Origin of the sequence: Meiothermus sp., from assembly GCF_026004075.1 — a bacterium.
Taxonomy (GTDB): Bacteria; Deinococcota; Deinococci; order Deinococcales; family Thermaceae; genus Meiothermus.
Map to the genome: position 1 here is coordinate 1,689,201 of NZ_BPIK01000001.1, position 14,051 is coordinate 1,703,251.

Here is a 14,051-nt window from a genome sequence, read left to right on the forward strand (position 1 = left end):
AGGAGCCAGCCGTAGGTGTTCTCTCTGGTGGTGCTGGGCACCTCGGTGGCGACGCGGTTCCATAGGGGCTGGGCGGCCTGGTAGGCCTCGTTGTAGCGGGTCTCGAAGCTCACCCGCAGGGCTTGCAGTGCAGCGGTGGTGATTCGCATGGTTCCCTCGCTTTAGTAGGTTTCGACCCAGACCCCGTCGGCCTCTACGCCGACCACCTTGCCGGCGCGGCTGCGGGTGTTGGTGCCGTTGGTCTCGGGCCACGGTGGTGGAGTTGACGATGAAGCAGTCGTTGAGCAGGTCGGCCTGGGTGATCTGGTCGGCGGCGGTCGAGTTCTGCCACTTGAACACGCCCCGGCTCACCCGCACCCGCTTGGCGCCCTGGGCGCCGCCCTGGTTGTTGACGGTTTGCTCGGCGCGGCCCACGGCCCGCAGGTTGGTGGCGGTGCTGCCATGCACGGCGTAGCCGGCGGCGTTGAGCACCACCAGGTTGCCGGCCTCGATGGTGGTGTTGGCCTCGAGGGGCAGGTCAAAGTACTCGAGGATGGGCCCCAGGCCCTGCTGTGGGGTGTTGCGTTCAGGCATGTTGTTCCTCCAGACGGCGCTTGGTGGCCAGGTACTTCTCCACGCTCACGCCGGTTTGGGCGATGATGGCTTTTTCGGTCTCGCTGAGGGGGTCGCCGGGGGCCGCCGGAGGCCGGAGGGGCCCGGTGGGGACGGCTGCCCCGGCCCGCAGGCTGGCCAGGTGGGCCCGCACCGCGCGGGGGTTCTGGCGGTAGCGATCCAGCCAGTATTCGCGGCTGGCCGCGTGGATGCGGCCTTCACTGAGGGCGGCCTCGATCACCGCCTCGGCCTCGCCCTCCAGGGCCTGGGTGCGCAGGGTGGCCAGCTCAGCCTCGAGCTCGCTTACCCGGGCCGCCAGCAGGGCATTGGCGGCAGCGGCCATCGCCTGGCCGTGGGCCTCATCGCTGCCGATGGGGGCCTGGATGCCCGCCTCGGCCAGCAGGGCCTGGGCCTGCTCGAGCTGCCCCGCCCGGTTCTGCAGCTCGGCCAGGGCAGCCTCAATCTGCTCCTCGCTGGCGTCTTCGGCCAGGCCGAGGATTCGAATCAGTTTTTCTCGCATGGAATCTCCTACTGCCGATGCCACCAGGGGCATCTGGTTGACGGTGGCGGGCTGGTTGGTCAGCCCGATCATGTCCAGTTGCCGGATGTGCCCATCCTCGTCCCAGAAGACCGGCGACCAGTGGCGGTACTCCCCGGCCCTGAGCAGGTTGGCCGCGGTCTCGGTCCAGCGCACGTTGACGGCCCACAGGCCGTCGGGGCGGGCCTCGAGCTGGAACCACCCTGCTGCCGGAACCGGCCCGTTGTCCACCGGTGACTGGCTGCGGTGCTCGTAGTCAATGGGGAGCTCGGGCATCTGCACCCGCCGGATGACCTCCTGGGCGTCCTCCGGGGTGAACAGGAAGTCCATCTGCCTGCCGTCGGCCCAGCGGAAGGGCACCGTGCCGTAGGCCCAGATCCGAAACTCGGCGGGCGGCTCCTGGGACTCAAAAACGTTGAAGCCGGTATGTCGTCGTCTCACACGGGGCGACCTCCTCGGGGTGGATTTTCGGAGCTACTCGAGCGGCTCCGGCCGCTCGGGCTGGGCCAGGCGCTCGGCCAGGGGTTTGCTGATGAACTCATAGGTCGCCACCGAGCCCGCGATGCCGGTGGCAATCTGCAGCAGCAGGTTTTCCAGGCCCAGCCCGCACAGGGTCAGCCCCGTGGTCAGGGCCGCCACCGCGTTCAGAATCACCACCGCCTTGCGGGGGTTCTGCTGCACCCAGGCGATGCGCTTGAGGGCGTCCACCAAGAACGAAATCACCGGCCCCTGGCCCAGCAGCCAGACGGCAAATCCCAGCGCTTTGCATGCGTCCATGTACACCTCCTTCCGCCACGGCAAAACGAAACCCCCGACCGAAGTCGGGGGTAGGTTGCCGAGATTACTGCGATTATACCGGATTTTTTGCTAGACGGACGTTAGAACTCCTTAATCGCCTGGGCAAATTTGTCCTCCCACCACTCGGCAGGCAATATCAGACTGACTCCCTGTAGCAGTTCCCAGTCGCGGTTTTGGCGAGCCAGTTCCAAAAGCTGAGGCCAATCCGTCTCAAAATCGCCACGGGTATAGGTACCCTTCCGGTACTCAATGTACATCCGGTCGTAGATGGTGGATGCTTGCTCGAAGTACATAGCTACCTCAAGGACTCAAAGACTTCCTCGATTATAGCAAACGACTCGGGGTCAAACCTCCTGAGGTCGGTGCGTAGGAAGCGGTATGCGGCGGCTACCTCCGCAAACCACTCCAAAACATTTATGTTGGCGCGTCTGGAAACTACACGGCCCTGCTTCTTGGTTTCCATGTACCTGACAAACACGCGGTTTTCGATGTCGTCCCGCAGCGCGCTGTAAATGTGGTGGCTCAACTCGTGTACAAGGGTGATAGCTACGGCCTGTATCGGAGACTTGCCTGAAAACGACACGGAAGTCAGTTCTCCCAGCGGTTTATCGCTGGCCCAAGTTCGTTCTGGGCGCGGGAAGGCCAAACTTATGCGACGGGTTTTGGGGTCGTAGTTGCCGAAAAATACTGTTCCTTCGCGTGTTTCCGGCAGTTTTGGCAAGAGCTTAATTCCGGCTATGGGATTTTCCCGAAGCCATCGGTTGATTCGCAACCCCTCTACCCCACGCAGCAATGTCCTCCTTTCGGTTCTGCTGAGCCTTCCCTCGAGCTCCAGAATCTCCCGGCCAATCTCAATCCGCTCGGCCAGCTTGCCTTGCAGGGCTTCCCATAGCTCCGGGGGGTATTTGGCCGGGTCAGGTTCCCATCTGGCCGTGGGGGGCCGAGCAAATCCGGGTGGCACCTCCAGGCCAGGGGGCAGTGGGGTTACCCCTCCCCTGGCCTCTGCCTCACGTCCGGTCAGGCTGCGCACCCCCGCCCGGCAGCCGAAGTGGTTGGGAGGATAGATGCGTTCCCATACGGGGTCGTCTGCTGGTCGAATCAGGCCATTCAGGCCCCGGCAGATGGGGGTAGTGCCAGAGTCCAGCACGGCGTCGTACATCCAGTAGGGACGGGCAACCCGCACCTGGGGGTCGGTTTGCTGCTCGTACCGCCCGGCGGCATACGCCCCTAGGATGTTCTGGCGGAAAATCAACTCCAGCCGCCAGGGTTTCGCCCCTCCCCAGGCCGCCGAGAGCCGCGGCCCGATCAAACGGGCCCACTCCTCGTAAGGGGTGCCCGCCTCTAACGCGGTCTGGAGGGATTGCAGGGTCTCGTGGATCAGGTCGAGCTGCGCCACCCCCGCCAACGTGAAGGCCTGCTGCGCCTCTTGCAGTGTTAGTGCGCGGTATTCCTGCTGGGCGAGCGGCACCTTCTGGCGCAGAAAGGCCTCGGCCTCTTCAAAGCGGAGAGGGTCGGCCCGCACCTGCCAGGGCATCAGAGATCCTCCCTCACCGCGGCCCGGCCCGCCAGGTTCGCCAGTATCAGGGCATTTTCCAGCAACTCGGCCAAAGCTCCCGCATCCAGGTCGGCGTACAGGGTCTCCAGTTTTCGTCGCAATGTGGGATAATCCGGTGATTGCTCAATCACCTGCACAACCTGCTCCAGGTCGGCCTGCATGACCGCGGCAGCCTGTTTGACGGCGGATGGAATCAGTTCATCCACAAATAGCATGCCGTTGACAAAGCCTCGAGCCCGCTCCGCTGGCTCCCCCGAGGCCAACTTCACCCGCCGCCCCCTCGAGGCCAGCCTGAGCTGGTTCCGCATGGGGTCGAGCACCTCGTCCTCGGGCTGGGGGGCGGGAATCTGGAAGCGCTCGTGGATGTACCAGGTGGGGATGGGCGTCCCCGCCTCCACCAAAGTTTTGATGGTCTCGGCGGCGGTGCGCAGATCCTCCGGTTCCCGAATAATCGGTTCCACCACCGGCGCCAGATCGGCCCGGTCGAAGTTGTAATGGCAGAAGGGCACCAGCAAATCGCGGCGCAGGGTGGCATAGACCGCCTTGGCGTCGGAGCGGGTCAGCCGTTGCGAGATTTTATCCAGCGTGAGGGCCATCGCGTTGCTGCCCCCCGCCCCGTCAAAGCTGCTCAGGGGTGAGCCGGTCACCGCCACCGCCATCTCCCGCTCTATTAGCTCGATGAAGCGGCTGTAGGCGTCGGCGCTGCCGAAGCGCTGGGCCTCCTTGAACTCGATCTCGGTGGCCTTGGAGATCACCCCCCGGCCCTCCGGGCCCAGGGCCGCCACGGCCTCCTTGAGGGCGTTCAGCTCGTCCTTGCTGGCGGTGGGGTCGTACTTGCCCAGCACCAGGGGCTGGCCGTACATCTCCAGGAAGGTGACCCAGTCCTTGACGGCGTAGTTTTTGAAGAGGTAGAGCCAGGCCAGCGACCGCATCAGCCCGGCCCGGGTCGGGGCGCCCGACTTGGCCCGGTACTGGTGCACCAGGGCCGCACCGTAGGGGATGGGTTCCAGGCCCCCTTCGGTGCGCATCCGCAAGGTTCCGCTGTCGGGGTCGTAGCTCAGGTTGCGGGGGTGAACCCAGGTGAACTCCGCCGGGAGCTGCATCCGCGACAGGCGGTGGTACTCCCAGCGCATGGCCACCACGCTCACCCCCTTGGCGGTGGCATCCAGCAAGTCCAGCAGCAGCGTTTCCAGGTCGATGTTGCGCAGCAGCTCGACTACCTGATCCGCGATGCGCTGCGCTTCCGCCGAGTCGTCGGCGGGTAGCACCTCATAGTCCAGGGCCAGCACCGCCTGTTTGCGCGTTTGTAGGAGGCTTGCCAGGTACGCATCCTTCTCCTCGATCTCCTCGAATAGCTCCATCTGCTTGGTCAGGTCGCCCTGCTCGGCCTGGCGCAGGATGGCCGCCAGCCCGGCGGGCTCCAGGCCCCGCGAGACCCCGCCCAGCACCCGCCCGCTGGGGGTTTGGGCCGTTGGGGCCAGGGGGGGCTTCCTGCCCAGCAGTTTTTGCACCTGTTCAATCAGCCACATTACCAGGCTCCTTTCTCCAGCCGGGGGCCGGCCACCCGCTCGAAGGCGATGGGGCCGCCGGGCCGGGCCGCCGCATGCACGGCCAGGGCCGCCGCCCAGAACTCGTCGGCGTGGCCGGCCTCGTCCCGCTCCGCATCAAAGCGGAAGTTGCCCGCGCTGGTGGCAATCCGCCGCACCGCGTGCAGGCTCTCGCGGATGCGTTCGTGGGGGGGGATGCGAATCTGCCGATCCTCGAAGCGCCGCCGCAGGGTGATGGCCAGAACCTCCTTGACCGCGTTGGTGAACAGCACCGGCTCCACCTTGCTGCCATAGCGCTGGCGGGCCTCCTCGGCCAGTTGCATGCCCAGGCCGGTGGCGTCAATGGCCGCCCGGCGCACCCTGGGCAGCAGGCCGTAGAGCACCTCCCGCTGGACGCTGAAGGGGGTGCGCTCGAGCCAGACCACCTTCCGCGTCCAGAGCACGTCCCCCACCAGCTCGGCCACCCAGATCACGCTCAGGTCGCGGCGCCGCCCGATGTCCATGCCCAGGTACAGCTCGCCCTCCAGCTCCCCCTCGGTGCGGGCCTGGTCGCTCTCGCAGGTGGCGATCAGGTCGTAGGGCAGCCAGGCGGTGTTTTCCTCCACGAACTCCAGCAGGTACTCCTGCTGCCACTTCAGGGGGTCGCGGATGCCCTGGCGGAGCACCTCGGGGTCTATGGCCAGGCCCTCCCGCACCGCGTCGTAGATGTCCACCCGGTGCCGGCTCCAGATGTCGCCCGCGCCGCCCTGCCAGAGCTCCCAGAACTTGCCGCTCTGGCCGTTGGGGGTGCTGATCACCCGAATCTTGTAGCGCTCATTGCGGGTGATGGTGGGGTAGATGGCCCCCCAGATCTCGCGGGAGTCCTGGTGGAAGGCAAACTCGTCCAGCAGCACGTTGCCCGAGTAGCCCCGGGCGGTGTCGGGGTTGGCCGGCAGGCTGATGATGCGGCTGCCGTTGGGGAACTGGATCACGTACTGCTTGGTGGCCACGTCGAAGTTTTCCTGGTAGAGCTCGGCCACCACCCGGATGGCCTCGCAGTGCCGCTTGGCCTTCTCGGCCAGCTCCAGGCTCTGGCGCTCGCCCCGGGAGAGGAAAATCCACAGGTTGCCCCGGTACTCCAGGGCGTCCAGCACCGCCTCCAGCGAGGCGGCGAAGGATTTTCCGGTCTGGCGGGCCAGCAGGCCGATCTTGAAGCGGCTTTTATCGGCCACCCAGCGCTGCTGGTAGGGCAGCAGGATGACGTCACTCGAGGCCATAAATCTCCCTCACCCGCCGGATGATCTCGGCCCCGGCCCCGGCCTCCGAGAGGGTCTGCTCGACCTTGGCCGCCACCTCCAGGCGCACATCGGCCCGCTCGAGCCGCGACAGCACCTCCCCAGCCCGCAGGCCCCGGTCAATGGCCCGCAGCCGCTGGTTGTCATCCAGGCTCTGCCAGTCCAGATCGTCCAGCACCCGCAGGGTTTTGGCCAGCACCGCATTGGCGTAGGCCCGCGCCACCGAGAGTTTGCGGCCCGTGGCCTGGCTGATGGCCTCCACCATGCGCTCGGTCTCCAGGGCCGCCTGGATGGCCGGGTTCAGGTGGTTGTTTTTATGGCGGGATAGGGCGGCCATGCTGGTGTGCAGGCCGCGCTGGCGGCCCCAGTCCACTATCTCCTCCATGCGCCAGCGGCTGCCGTCTTCCTTGCAATGGTTCCCCAGTAGCATCTCGTCAATTTCGTCCCGGAGTGGGCTGTTGCAGATTTTGCAGCGGGCTTCGCGGGGGTAGAACAAACTGGACATGCCTCACCTCCTCCCAGGCCGCAATCCGCCAGTGGGCGGTAAATCCCAGGCCAAATCCCAACACGCCAATAATCAGGGCCGCCCAGACCCGCAGCCGGGGTGGGCGGTGTAGTTGCAGTTGGCTGAGCCCATCGCGCACGTCGCGGAGGGTGTGGCTCAGCTCCTCGTGGGTGATGGAGTGGGCCAACCGCAGGCCCCGAAGCTCCTCCCGCAAATCATCTATCTGCGCCTCGATGCGATCCAGCCGCTCCATATCACCGCCTCGAGGCGAAGTACACCGCCTTGTCATGCAGGGTGCCTTCATACAGGTCAATGCCTGCGGTGGTCAGGCGCACCTGGTCGAAGGTGCCGCTACCGTCCTTGCGCCAGGCCACCTCCAGGTAGCCCTTCTCCGCGCAGTAGCGCAGGGCTGCGTGCAGGTCGTTCTCGGCTGGGAGCTCGCCCAGTTGCTCCAGTGCCGCCACCAGCACCCCCCTGCTCATGGTGTAGGGGTCGTCGGGGTTCAGGGCGTCGCCCATTGCGGCAAAGTAGACCACCTCGATCAGCCGCCCCCGGATCAGGGCGGCCCGACGGGGATTGTTCTTGTTGAAGATGCTCATTTTGCTCCTTTCAAGGTTTCCAGTTGATGCCCACGGCCGCCAGGGCGGCGCCAATGAGCGTGGCGATGAAGCGGAAGAACCATTCGTTCTGCCACCAGGCCGGGGCCCGGGGTTTGGGGATTTGCAAGATGACCTTCCGCGCTTGCAGGATGTTTTCCGCTTCCTTGAGCTCGGCTTCCCGCTCGGCCTTGCGGGGGGCGCGGATGGCCCGGATGAGATGTTCCAGCAGTCGGTTTTCGTTTTCGTCCATGCGCCTCCAAACAAAAAGCCCGCCGCTGGTTATGCGGCGGGTTACGTTACGGAAATGGTATCAGATATTTTGCTGGTAGGCCGGTTTGTCCAACACCTCGGCACAGCGGGCCAGCTCCAGCGTCCACCGGGTCAGGCCCGGGTGCTCGTTGCCCGGCCTGACCCGACGGTTCCGTGAGTCGTAGTACCACAGGCTGGACCACCTGGCGCGGTGGAGGAAGGCGGCCCATTCGTCCTTGATGGCCGGATCCATCTGTTCCAGCAGGTTGGCATAGGCCGACCGCCAGAAGCGCAGGGTGTGCCGTTCAATGCCCAAAGCCGGCAGCTCCATCACCCGGACGATCAGGTAGCCGGGGCGCACCACCCGCCCGGTCAGCCGTTCCAGTTCCGGGGCATAGCTGGTGTGGTCGGTCTGCCACTGTTTCACCCCGGAGGCCACCCACCACAGGTACTTGGCCAGGTGTTCCGCCCGCCAGCGCAGCAGGTTATCCATGTTCCACCTCCCGACGGACGTAGCCATCCGCGGTCTGGACAATCAGGCCGGCCTCCACCAGCCGGGCCGCCAGCCGGTAGACCGTGGTCTTGGGCAGCCCGGTCTGACGGGCCAGGGCGGACGGCCCCAGGGGCTGGCTGGATAGCTGGGCCATCAACTGTGCCGCCCGCTCGTCCAGGGAAGGGGCTCGTGTTCCAAGTGCAGGGGGTGGCGTTTCAGCATGGGCGGACGGGGCTGTTTCAAGCTGGACTCGGTTGTTCCCGTTGGACTCCGCCTGGGTGGACTGGTGAACCGTGGTGGTCTGGACATGGGTCTGGATGTGGACGGTGGGGGTGGAGCTGGTCGGCTGGAGTGGGCTCGCGGATGCGGGCCGGGGCCGGGAGTCCAGCCGCAACAGTTCGCCGATGGCCTTGCCGGCCACCAGGGGCCCCAGGGCAAATAGGCTCTGGAGCAGCACCTCCCAGCCGGGGGCGTCGGCCACCCGGGCCATCGCCAGCAGGTTGCCCAGCCAGACCAGGAGCAGGAAGAAAAGCCCCCCGGCCAGGCTCCAGCGCAGGCGGGGCTCGAGGGTGGAGGCCAGGGAAAGGGTAAAGGCCAGTAGTTCCAGGCCCACCGCCAATCCGATGGAGAAGTACCCGGGCAGGCCGCCCAGGCTCAGGTCGAACCACTTGGTCAGGTGGCCCGCCGACATCACCAGGGTGGCCAGGTAGGCCAGGGCCAGCAGGCCGATCAGGCTATTGCGCAGGATAGGGTTCATGTTATCTCCCGAAAAAATCCTCCAGCCGCACTCTACGCATCCAGGCCCTCCCTCAGCTTCCGCTGGGCCCGGTAGGCCCGGTTCTGGCAGGCCTTGGAGCAGTGCCTGGAGTCTTTTCGGCGTGCCACATAGCGCTGGCCGCACCACTGGCATTCCCGTTCCCCAGCATGGGGCTCCTGCTCTTCGGTGGGCTCGGACTCCTGCTCCGCTTCCTCCGGCTGGGGGTCGGGGCCGGGGTTAACCAGCCAGTCGCTGTACTGGCCGACCAGCCGCGCGATCATCCGCTCGGCATGCAGCGCGTCCACAATGCCCTGGGCGTGCATCTCGTTCACCGCGCCGACCAGTCGAACCTTGATTTCGCTGGTGTTGGTTTCGTTCATAGCAGTGCTCCTAGTGCGTTGGCTACTGCGAGGGCCTCGTAGGGCTCCAGCACAATGCCCTGCCATTCAACCTGCCCAACCGCCGCCCCCTCCTGCAGCACCTCCCGGCCCTGCACCGCCTCGGCCCGCTCGATGCTCCACTTGTCCAGCACAAACCCATCCAGTGTTGCCACCTCCAGCACGATCTCATCCTGCCGGCGGTGCAGCCAGAGGTGGTATTCGGGATCGCCTAGAATGACCACTTGCTTTTCCATATGCAACCTCCTTAAAGCTCTTCGCGGCCCAGCACCTCAATGGGGGCCTTGTCTCCTTGGGCTTTCCGCCAGTTGGGGCCGATCAGCACGATGGCCCCGTCACGCAGCTCGCAACGGTATTCGTCCACATGGCCGCCTTGCATGTGGCGCACGAACAGGCGCTTGCAGATGTTCATAGCCTCGGGGGTCAGGTCGAGGGTGATCTGTGGGGCCGGCTTGGCAGCCGCCTCGACCTGGAACCGCTCGGCCTGAATACGGTCGTTGTCTACAACCGTGGCCGCAACGAGGCCGACAACCCCCAGCACCCCGGCAACTAGGGCGATCAGGTCGAAACCCCTCATCCCCACCTCCGCATCTTCTGTTCGACCTCGAAGAGGGCCTGCTGGGTGGTCTGGGGCATCTCCATATCCCCCCAGCGCAGGGTTCGGGCCTCGCGGTAGGCCAAGACGCGCTCCAGCCCGCTCCGGATGTAGCTGAGAGCATAGGCGATGATGCGGTCGGCCTGCTCGGGAGAGTTGGCAATGTGGTAGCGGCGGGTCATCGGGTCGAAGCCCACCACCTCGGGCTTGGTGCCGGCCACCGTGGGCTGGGCCGACAGTTTGGCGCAGAGTTCCACGGCCTCCCGCATCTCCCGGTCGGAGGCCTTCACGGCATGGGCCAGGGCGTCCCGATCCAGGCCTGCCGGGCCGGCTTCCCACAGGGCGCGGAAAACCGCCCGGGCCAGTTCGATCTTGGGGTCACTCATGCCGCTCCTCGAATGCGCCGTACAGGCGCTCCAGCTCGGTGGCCGAGTCCCAGTGGTTAATCGAGATGTTCAGGTCGGCCAGGGCCTTTCGCAGGGTGTTGATGTAATGCCAGGACACCTTGGCGTCACCCGTGTACTTCCCCTGTTTGTCGGGGGCATGGCGGGCTATCCGGTAGGCCGCCTCCAGCAGCTTGTGGCGGGGGTCAGGCATCCTGCACCTCCCAGGTGTAGGGGCCGTACAGGTTCAAATAGCCGTCCAGGGTAGCCTGGGCCACCCGCAGCCATTCGCCGGTGCTGGGCAGATGCAAAGCGTAAAGGGGCTCAACGCGCCCATCCTCTTCGATCAGGCCCTCATAGCGGGCCAGCACCTCGATCCGGCTGCTGCGCAGCAAGACCGGCTGCCCCTCGTGGTCGTTGAGGAAGCGCACCGCGTCGGCGGTGTTGTTGACCGCGCGCTGCTGGGCCGCCCGCTGGCGGGCCAGGGCCTGGGCGCTAGGCATCGGGGGCCTCCCGCTTCATGCGCCGCTGGATCAGCTCCAGCCCGGCCAGGCCAATGCCCCGCAGGGGCAGGCCGGCCAGGTGCTGCTTCATCCAGCGCCAGACGGTGTCCTCGTCGGGGTAGGTGGCCTCCAGCGTGGGCTCGATGTCGTAGGTTTTGATGTACTGCCCATCTTTTTTCCAGACGGCAAAGTGCGTCCCCTTGAGAACCAGGCGGGGGTGCTCATGGATCGTCACGCCCTTGCGGGCCAGGCGCTCGCGGAGGGTTTCAATAGCATTCATCCTCCACCTCCAGGTGGTGTACCTGGCGGCGGGATAGCACCACCGCCAGGGTGTTTTCGGTCACTTCCAGCCAGTCATCCAACGTGGGGGAATAGATTCCAAACAGCTCCACCGTCTGCCCGGGGTGGTATCCCATCGGGTGCGCCGGGTCGGGCACATCCGGGAGCAGGGTGCGGCCCAGGTAGCACAGGCGCAGGGCGGTGTCGTGGGCGTAGAAGAGCAGCACGGGCCGCCCGGCCTGCCGGATGGCGTTCAGAATTTCGCCCGGGGTCTGCATGGCCGGTTCAAGCTGCACAGTGGAAACAGGGAATGTCATCCAGCCTCCCGGTGTTGCCGCAGGTGGGGCAGATGTAACCCTGCAGTGCCATCGTGCAGCGGATGCGCTGGGCGGCCTCCAGGGCCTCGGCCACATCGGCGTAGAGCTGGGCCCCGTAGTAGTTGCCGTTCATCTCGCAGAGGCGCCCATAGTGGCGGGCCTGGGTGGGGGTCAGGTTGCGGGCATAGATGCGGTCAAGGCTGGTCATGGCGTTCCTCCTCCCGGCGGCTGTGGTAGCCGGAGACCGCCAGGATGGCCATCAGGAGCACGCCCAGCAGGCCTCCGCTTACAAGGCCGAAAGCAAACCAAAGCAGCTCCATCAGGGCAGCTCCACCCCCCGCATCCGGTGCGGGTTCCGCAGGGTTTCCAGGGCTTTCTCGGTCGAGGTCTCGCCGGCCTGGATGTCCGAGGCCACCAGGTAGCAGGCCATCAGGCGGCGGGTCAGGTTCTTGAGCAGAATGGGCTCAACAGTGCGGGTCTCGCGGAGCTCGCGGGCGTGGTCGAGCAATTCCGAGGCAATGCTTTGCAACGAGAAGTTGAGGTAGTCCTCGGCGGTATAGGTCACGACGCGCTCCAGGGCCTCCTGGCTGGCTTCAAACGACTGGCGCTTGTGCATGGTTTTCCTCCTGGCAATTTCGGCGATCTTGGCAATGGTGGCACTTTTGTCGGTGCGGGTGCGGCTTTTGGGGCGCTCGGTTTCGCCCCACAAGGGCCGCAGGTCTGGATCGCGGTGGCTAGGCCGCTCCGTAAAGGCCGGCGATGATTTCGGCTTCATCGGGAACCTCGATGGCGGTGTCGGCCTGATTGGTCAGCAACCGGCGGATGGCCACCATCCGCAGGTACTGGGCCTCGGCGTCGTGGCGGTGCATCTTGCCCGCCCGAACACGCTGGCGGTACACGTTTCGGCGCAGCGCCAGCTCGCGGTCTACTTCGGCAATGAGCTCCCGCATAGAGAACGTCACACTTACCCCCCTCTCAGGCCAGCGGGCGCCCAGTGGAGAGCTGGTTAGCCAGCTTCACCTCGGTCAGCACACGCTCCAGCAGTTCGGCGTATTTGCCTTCCAGGGCGGCCCGCAGGCTCTGGTGCTCGTCCTGGAGTTCGTCTTTCTCCACCTGGAGCTTGTCGATGGCGGCTTGCAGTTGTTTCAGTCGCTTGTTGTCCTCCTCCCACTGGATGTCCTCGAATACGGCCACCGTCAGGAAGTCCTCCTGGGCGGAGGCCCTGGTCAAAGCGGCAAACTCAGGGGTCTTGCGGGCCAGCAGGCGGGCCTGGGCCGCCCGCTTCTTCAGGTCGTCTTCCAGGTCGCGCTTTTCGGCCCTGAGCGCGGTCAGTTGCCGCCCTACCCGGGCAATCTCCCGGGGTAGGGCCAGCAGGCGGGTGATGTGTTGTTGGGTTTGGGGGTCAAGCATCCCATCCCTCCAATTCCTCTACGAGAGCTTCACGGCGAATCTGCCCCCACCGCCCGGCATGCACTAGCAACTCGGTTCGAATCTCCAAAACACGCATATGCGATAATTTCCCCATAAAAAAACCGGGCCGTAGGTTTCTGACCGCTAAAATGTCCCCTTCTCTAAGCCAAGCCAGATCCAGCGGCAGGCCCACCAGGGGGCGTTTAGGCCAGGACTGGCCATCCTCGCTAACGTAGATGAACGTGCCAGCGTCCTTGCTCACAGGGATTTCTTCGCCCCGGTCATCGGTCACGCTTTTGGGTAGTTGTTGTTTGTTTCGACCGCTGAGGTGTCGCCGCGCCATTACATCCCCCAGTAAATGATTGAGATGATGATGCCCGCGCCAAACGCGCCGGTAACGATGTCTCTAACCAGATCCATCCAGCTATAGTGGGGTTTTTTCATCGGCTTCCTCCTGCCAGATTCAATAAACCGGCGGCCTCGTCCACGTTTTGCGGCTCGATATGTCCGCGCGTGAACTGGGGCTGGCCTTCGGGGGCCTCGGCGTTCAGTACGTCAAGGGCGTCATCCAGGCTGCGCATCAGGTTTTCGATGTCCCGCATCACCCCGCCAGTGTGGTTATAAATTGCTTTGAGGGCGGCGGGGCTAAAGCCGCTTTGGCCAAAGAGCCGGGCGAACTCGCCCTGTTTGAGCGGCATGGCCTGCGCCACAATGCCAATCCGACTCTCGATGTCCCGGTAACGGCGCACCAGGGGCACGTACTCGTCCATCGTGCAGAGCACGATCGTGCTTTTGGTTTCATCGGCCAAATATTTAGCCGTTCCCAGAGTGCTACGCGGGACGTTCTCGATGTCATCCAGGATGATCAGCCGGGGGTTACGCCGCAGGCTCTCTACAGTGATGTTGAGCAGCACGTGGAACCGTTCGACCTGGGTAATCTGCAGGCGCTCCGCCAGGGCCCGCACCAGGGCCGGGGCCGAGAAATCGGGATAACAGCGGATATAGGCCCCGCCCACCTGCTCGGCCAAATGCTTTAGGGTGGCGGTCTTGCCTACCCCAGCGGGCCCGTGCACCAGCACGAACTTGAACTGGCGCTTCAGGCCAAAGCGCACCCGCTCGGTAATGGTGCGGGTGGCGGTGGTGTAGAGCAGGTCGGGCCGATCCTCCGGCACGATGACACCCTCGCCCACCGCCTGGGCGATGGCTTGACGAATCATCTCCAGCGATCCCAAAATAGGTTCTGTCATCTCAGTCTCCTTT

26 protein-coding genes and 1 pseudogene are annotated in these 14,051 nt (G+C 65.1%); all 27 read right to left on the bottom strand.

What is annotated here, in order from left to right; genetic code table 11:
• Nucleotides 1-56 precede the first annotated feature (56 nt).
• A pseudogene (locus Q0X18_RS08130) lies at nucleotides 57-149 on the bottom strand (phage head protein); the annotation flags it as partial.
• 416 nt (nucleotides 150-565) lie between these two features.
• Nucleotides 566-1,570 carry a phage protease gene (locus Q0X18_RS08135; RefSeq protein ID WP_297560802.1) on the bottom strand — a complete coding sequence of 335 codons (1,005 nt, stop codon included), beginning with the start codon at nucleotides 1,568-1,570 and terminating at the stop codon, nucleotides 566-568.
• Between the two features lie 33 nt (nucleotides 1,571-1,603).
• Complete coding sequence (locus Q0X18_RS08140) at nucleotides 1,604-1,906, bottom strand: hypothetical protein (protein WP_297560803.1); 303 nt, start codon at nucleotides 1,904-1,906, stop codon at nucleotides 1,604-1,606.
• 101 nt (nucleotides 1,907-2,007) lie between these two features.
• Complete coding sequence (locus Q0X18_RS08145; RefSeq protein ID WP_297560805.1) at nucleotides 2,008-2,220, bottom strand: hypothetical protein; 213 nt, start codon at nucleotides 2,218-2,220, stop codon at nucleotides 2,008-2,010.
• Nucleotides 2,221-2,222: 2 nt separating this feature from the next.
• Entirely contained in the window at nucleotides 2,223-3,461 is a 1,239-nt protein-coding gene (locus Q0X18_RS08150; RefSeq protein ID WP_297560806.1) for a phage minor head protein, read from the bottom strand.
• Entirely contained in the window at nucleotides 3,461-5,011 is a 1,551-nt protein-coding gene (locus Q0X18_RS08155; protein ID WP_297560809.1) for a DUF935 domain-containing protein, read from the bottom strand. The genes Q0X18_RS08150 and Q0X18_RS08155 overlap by 1 nt, the downstream gene beginning before the upstream one ends.
• A complete protein-coding gene (locus Q0X18_RS08160) occupies nucleotides 5,011-6,285 on the bottom strand; it encodes a terminase large subunit domain-containing protein (protein WP_297560812.1) in 1,275 nt (424 codons plus the stop codon). Before Q0X18_RS08160 ends, Q0X18_RS08155 begins: the two co-directional genes overlap by 1 nt.
• The gene (locus tag Q0X18_RS08165; protein ID WP_297560815.1) at nucleotides 6,272-6,808 is read right to left on the bottom strand and encodes a DUF3486 family protein; all 537 of its coding nucleotides are present in this window, start codon (nucleotides 6,806-6,808) and stop codon (nucleotides 6,272-6,274) included. Before Q0X18_RS08165 ends, Q0X18_RS08160 begins: the two co-directional genes overlap by 14 nt.
• Nucleotides 6,738-7,061 (bottom strand): hypothetical protein, encoded by a 324-nt coding sequence (locus Q0X18_RS08170; RefSeq protein ID WP_297560818.1) that lies wholly within the window; start codon nucleotides 7,059-7,061, stop codon nucleotides 6,738-6,740. The genes Q0X18_RS08165 and Q0X18_RS08170 overlap by 71 nt, the downstream gene beginning before the upstream one ends.
• A gap of 1 nt (nucleotide 7,062) precedes the next feature.
• Complete coding sequence (locus tag Q0X18_RS08175) at nucleotides 7,063-7,407, bottom strand: hypothetical protein (RefSeq protein WP_277188525.1); 345 nt, start codon at nucleotides 7,405-7,407, stop codon at nucleotides 7,063-7,065.
• Nucleotides 7,408-7,417: 10 nt separating this feature from the next.
• Nucleotides 7,418-7,657: a hypothetical protein gene (locus tag Q0X18_RS08180; RefSeq protein ID WP_027887302.1), complete on the bottom strand. Its 240-nt coding sequence runs from the start codon at nucleotides 7,655-7,657 to the stop codon at nucleotides 7,418-7,420.
• Between the two features lie 60 nt (nucleotides 7,658-7,717).
• Nucleotides 7,718-8,149, bottom strand: a complete 432-nt coding sequence (locus Q0X18_RS08185) for a hypothetical protein (RefSeq protein WP_297560824.1) — start codon at nucleotides 8,147-8,149, stop codon at nucleotides 7,718-7,720.
• The gene (locus tag Q0X18_RS08190; protein WP_297560827.1) at nucleotides 8,142-8,906 is read right to left on the bottom strand and encodes a helix-turn-helix domain-containing protein; all 765 of its coding nucleotides are present in this window, start codon (nucleotides 8,904-8,906) and stop codon (nucleotides 8,142-8,144) included. Before Q0X18_RS08190 ends, Q0X18_RS08185 begins: the two co-directional genes overlap by 8 nt.
• Before the next feature lie 32 nt (nucleotides 8,907-8,938).
• Nucleotides 8,939-9,286, bottom strand: a complete 348-nt coding sequence (locus Q0X18_RS08195) for a hypothetical protein (protein WP_277188517.1) — start codon at nucleotides 9,284-9,286, stop codon at nucleotides 8,939-8,941.
• Nucleotides 9,283-9,540, bottom strand: a complete 258-nt coding sequence (locus tag Q0X18_RS08200; RefSeq protein ID WP_277188515.1) for a hypothetical protein — start codon at nucleotides 9,538-9,540, stop codon at nucleotides 9,283-9,285. The genes Q0X18_RS08195 and Q0X18_RS08200 overlap by 4 nt, the downstream gene beginning before the upstream one ends.
• An 11-nt stretch (nucleotides 9,541-9,551) precedes the next feature.
• Entirely contained in the window at nucleotides 9,552-9,881 is a 330-nt protein-coding gene (locus Q0X18_RS08205; protein WP_277188513.1) for a hypothetical protein, read from the bottom strand.
• On the bottom strand, nucleotides 9,878-10,285 hold the full coding sequence (locus Q0X18_RS08210) for a hypothetical protein (RefSeq protein WP_277188511.1): 408 nt from the start codon (nucleotides 10,283-10,285) through the stop codon (nucleotides 9,878-9,880). Before Q0X18_RS08210 ends, Q0X18_RS08205 begins: the two co-directional genes overlap by 4 nt.
• A complete protein-coding gene (locus tag Q0X18_RS08215) occupies nucleotides 10,278-10,496 on the bottom strand; it encodes a hypothetical protein (RefSeq protein ID WP_277188509.1) in 219 nt (72 codons plus the stop codon). The genes Q0X18_RS08210 and Q0X18_RS08215 overlap by 8 nt, the downstream gene beginning before the upstream one ends.
• On the bottom strand, nucleotides 10,489-10,785 hold the full coding sequence (locus Q0X18_RS08220) for a hypothetical protein (protein ID WP_277188507.1): 297 nt from the start codon (nucleotides 10,783-10,785) through the stop codon (nucleotides 10,489-10,491). Before Q0X18_RS08220 ends, Q0X18_RS08215 begins: the two co-directional genes overlap by 8 nt.
• A complete protein-coding gene (locus Q0X18_RS08225) occupies nucleotides 10,778-11,065 on the bottom strand; it encodes a hypothetical protein (protein WP_027887294.1) in 288 nt (95 codons plus the stop codon). Before Q0X18_RS08225 ends, Q0X18_RS08220 begins: the two co-directional genes overlap by 8 nt.
• Entirely contained in the window at nucleotides 11,052-11,381 is a 330-nt protein-coding gene (locus tag Q0X18_RS08230) for a hypothetical protein (protein ID WP_297560853.1), read from the bottom strand. The genes Q0X18_RS08225 and Q0X18_RS08230 overlap by 14 nt, the downstream gene beginning before the upstream one ends.
• Nucleotides 11,350-11,589 carry a hypothetical protein gene (locus Q0X18_RS08235; protein WP_027887292.1) on the bottom strand — a complete coding sequence of 80 codons (240 nt, stop codon included), beginning with the start codon at nucleotides 11,587-11,589 and terminating at the stop codon, nucleotides 11,350-11,352. Before Q0X18_RS08235 ends, Q0X18_RS08230 begins: the two co-directional genes overlap by 32 nt.
• Nucleotides 11,576-11,701 (bottom strand): hypothetical protein, encoded by a 126-nt coding sequence (locus Q0X18_RS08240; protein ID WP_297560856.1) that lies wholly within the window; start codon nucleotides 11,699-11,701, stop codon nucleotides 11,576-11,578. The genes Q0X18_RS08235 and Q0X18_RS08240 overlap by 14 nt, the downstream gene beginning before the upstream one ends.
• The gene (locus tag Q0X18_RS08245; RefSeq protein WP_155915712.1) at nucleotides 11,701-12,156 is read right to left on the bottom strand and encodes a hypothetical protein; all 456 of its coding nucleotides are present in this window, start codon (nucleotides 12,154-12,156) and stop codon (nucleotides 11,701-11,703) included. The genes Q0X18_RS08240 and Q0X18_RS08245 overlap by 1 nt, the downstream gene beginning before the upstream one ends.
• Nucleotides 12,116-12,343: a hypothetical protein gene (locus Q0X18_RS08250; RefSeq protein WP_027887290.1), complete on the bottom strand. Its 228-nt coding sequence runs from the start codon at nucleotides 12,341-12,343 to the stop codon at nucleotides 12,116-12,118. Before Q0X18_RS08250 ends, Q0X18_RS08245 begins: the two co-directional genes overlap by 41 nt.
• Nucleotides 12,344-12,356: 13 nt before the next feature.
• Nucleotides 12,357-12,791: a hypothetical protein gene (locus Q0X18_RS08255; protein WP_027887289.1), complete on the bottom strand. Its 435-nt coding sequence runs from the start codon at nucleotides 12,789-12,791 to the stop codon at nucleotides 12,357-12,359.
• A 440-nt stretch (nucleotides 12,792-13,231) separates the two neighbouring features.
• Nucleotides 13,232-14,038 carry an AAA family ATPase gene (locus tag Q0X18_RS08260; RefSeq protein ID WP_297560861.1) on the bottom strand — a complete coding sequence of 269 codons (807 nt, stop codon included), beginning with the start codon at nucleotides 14,036-14,038 and terminating at the stop codon, nucleotides 13,232-13,234.
• Nucleotides 14,039-14,051 lie beyond the last annotated feature (13 nt).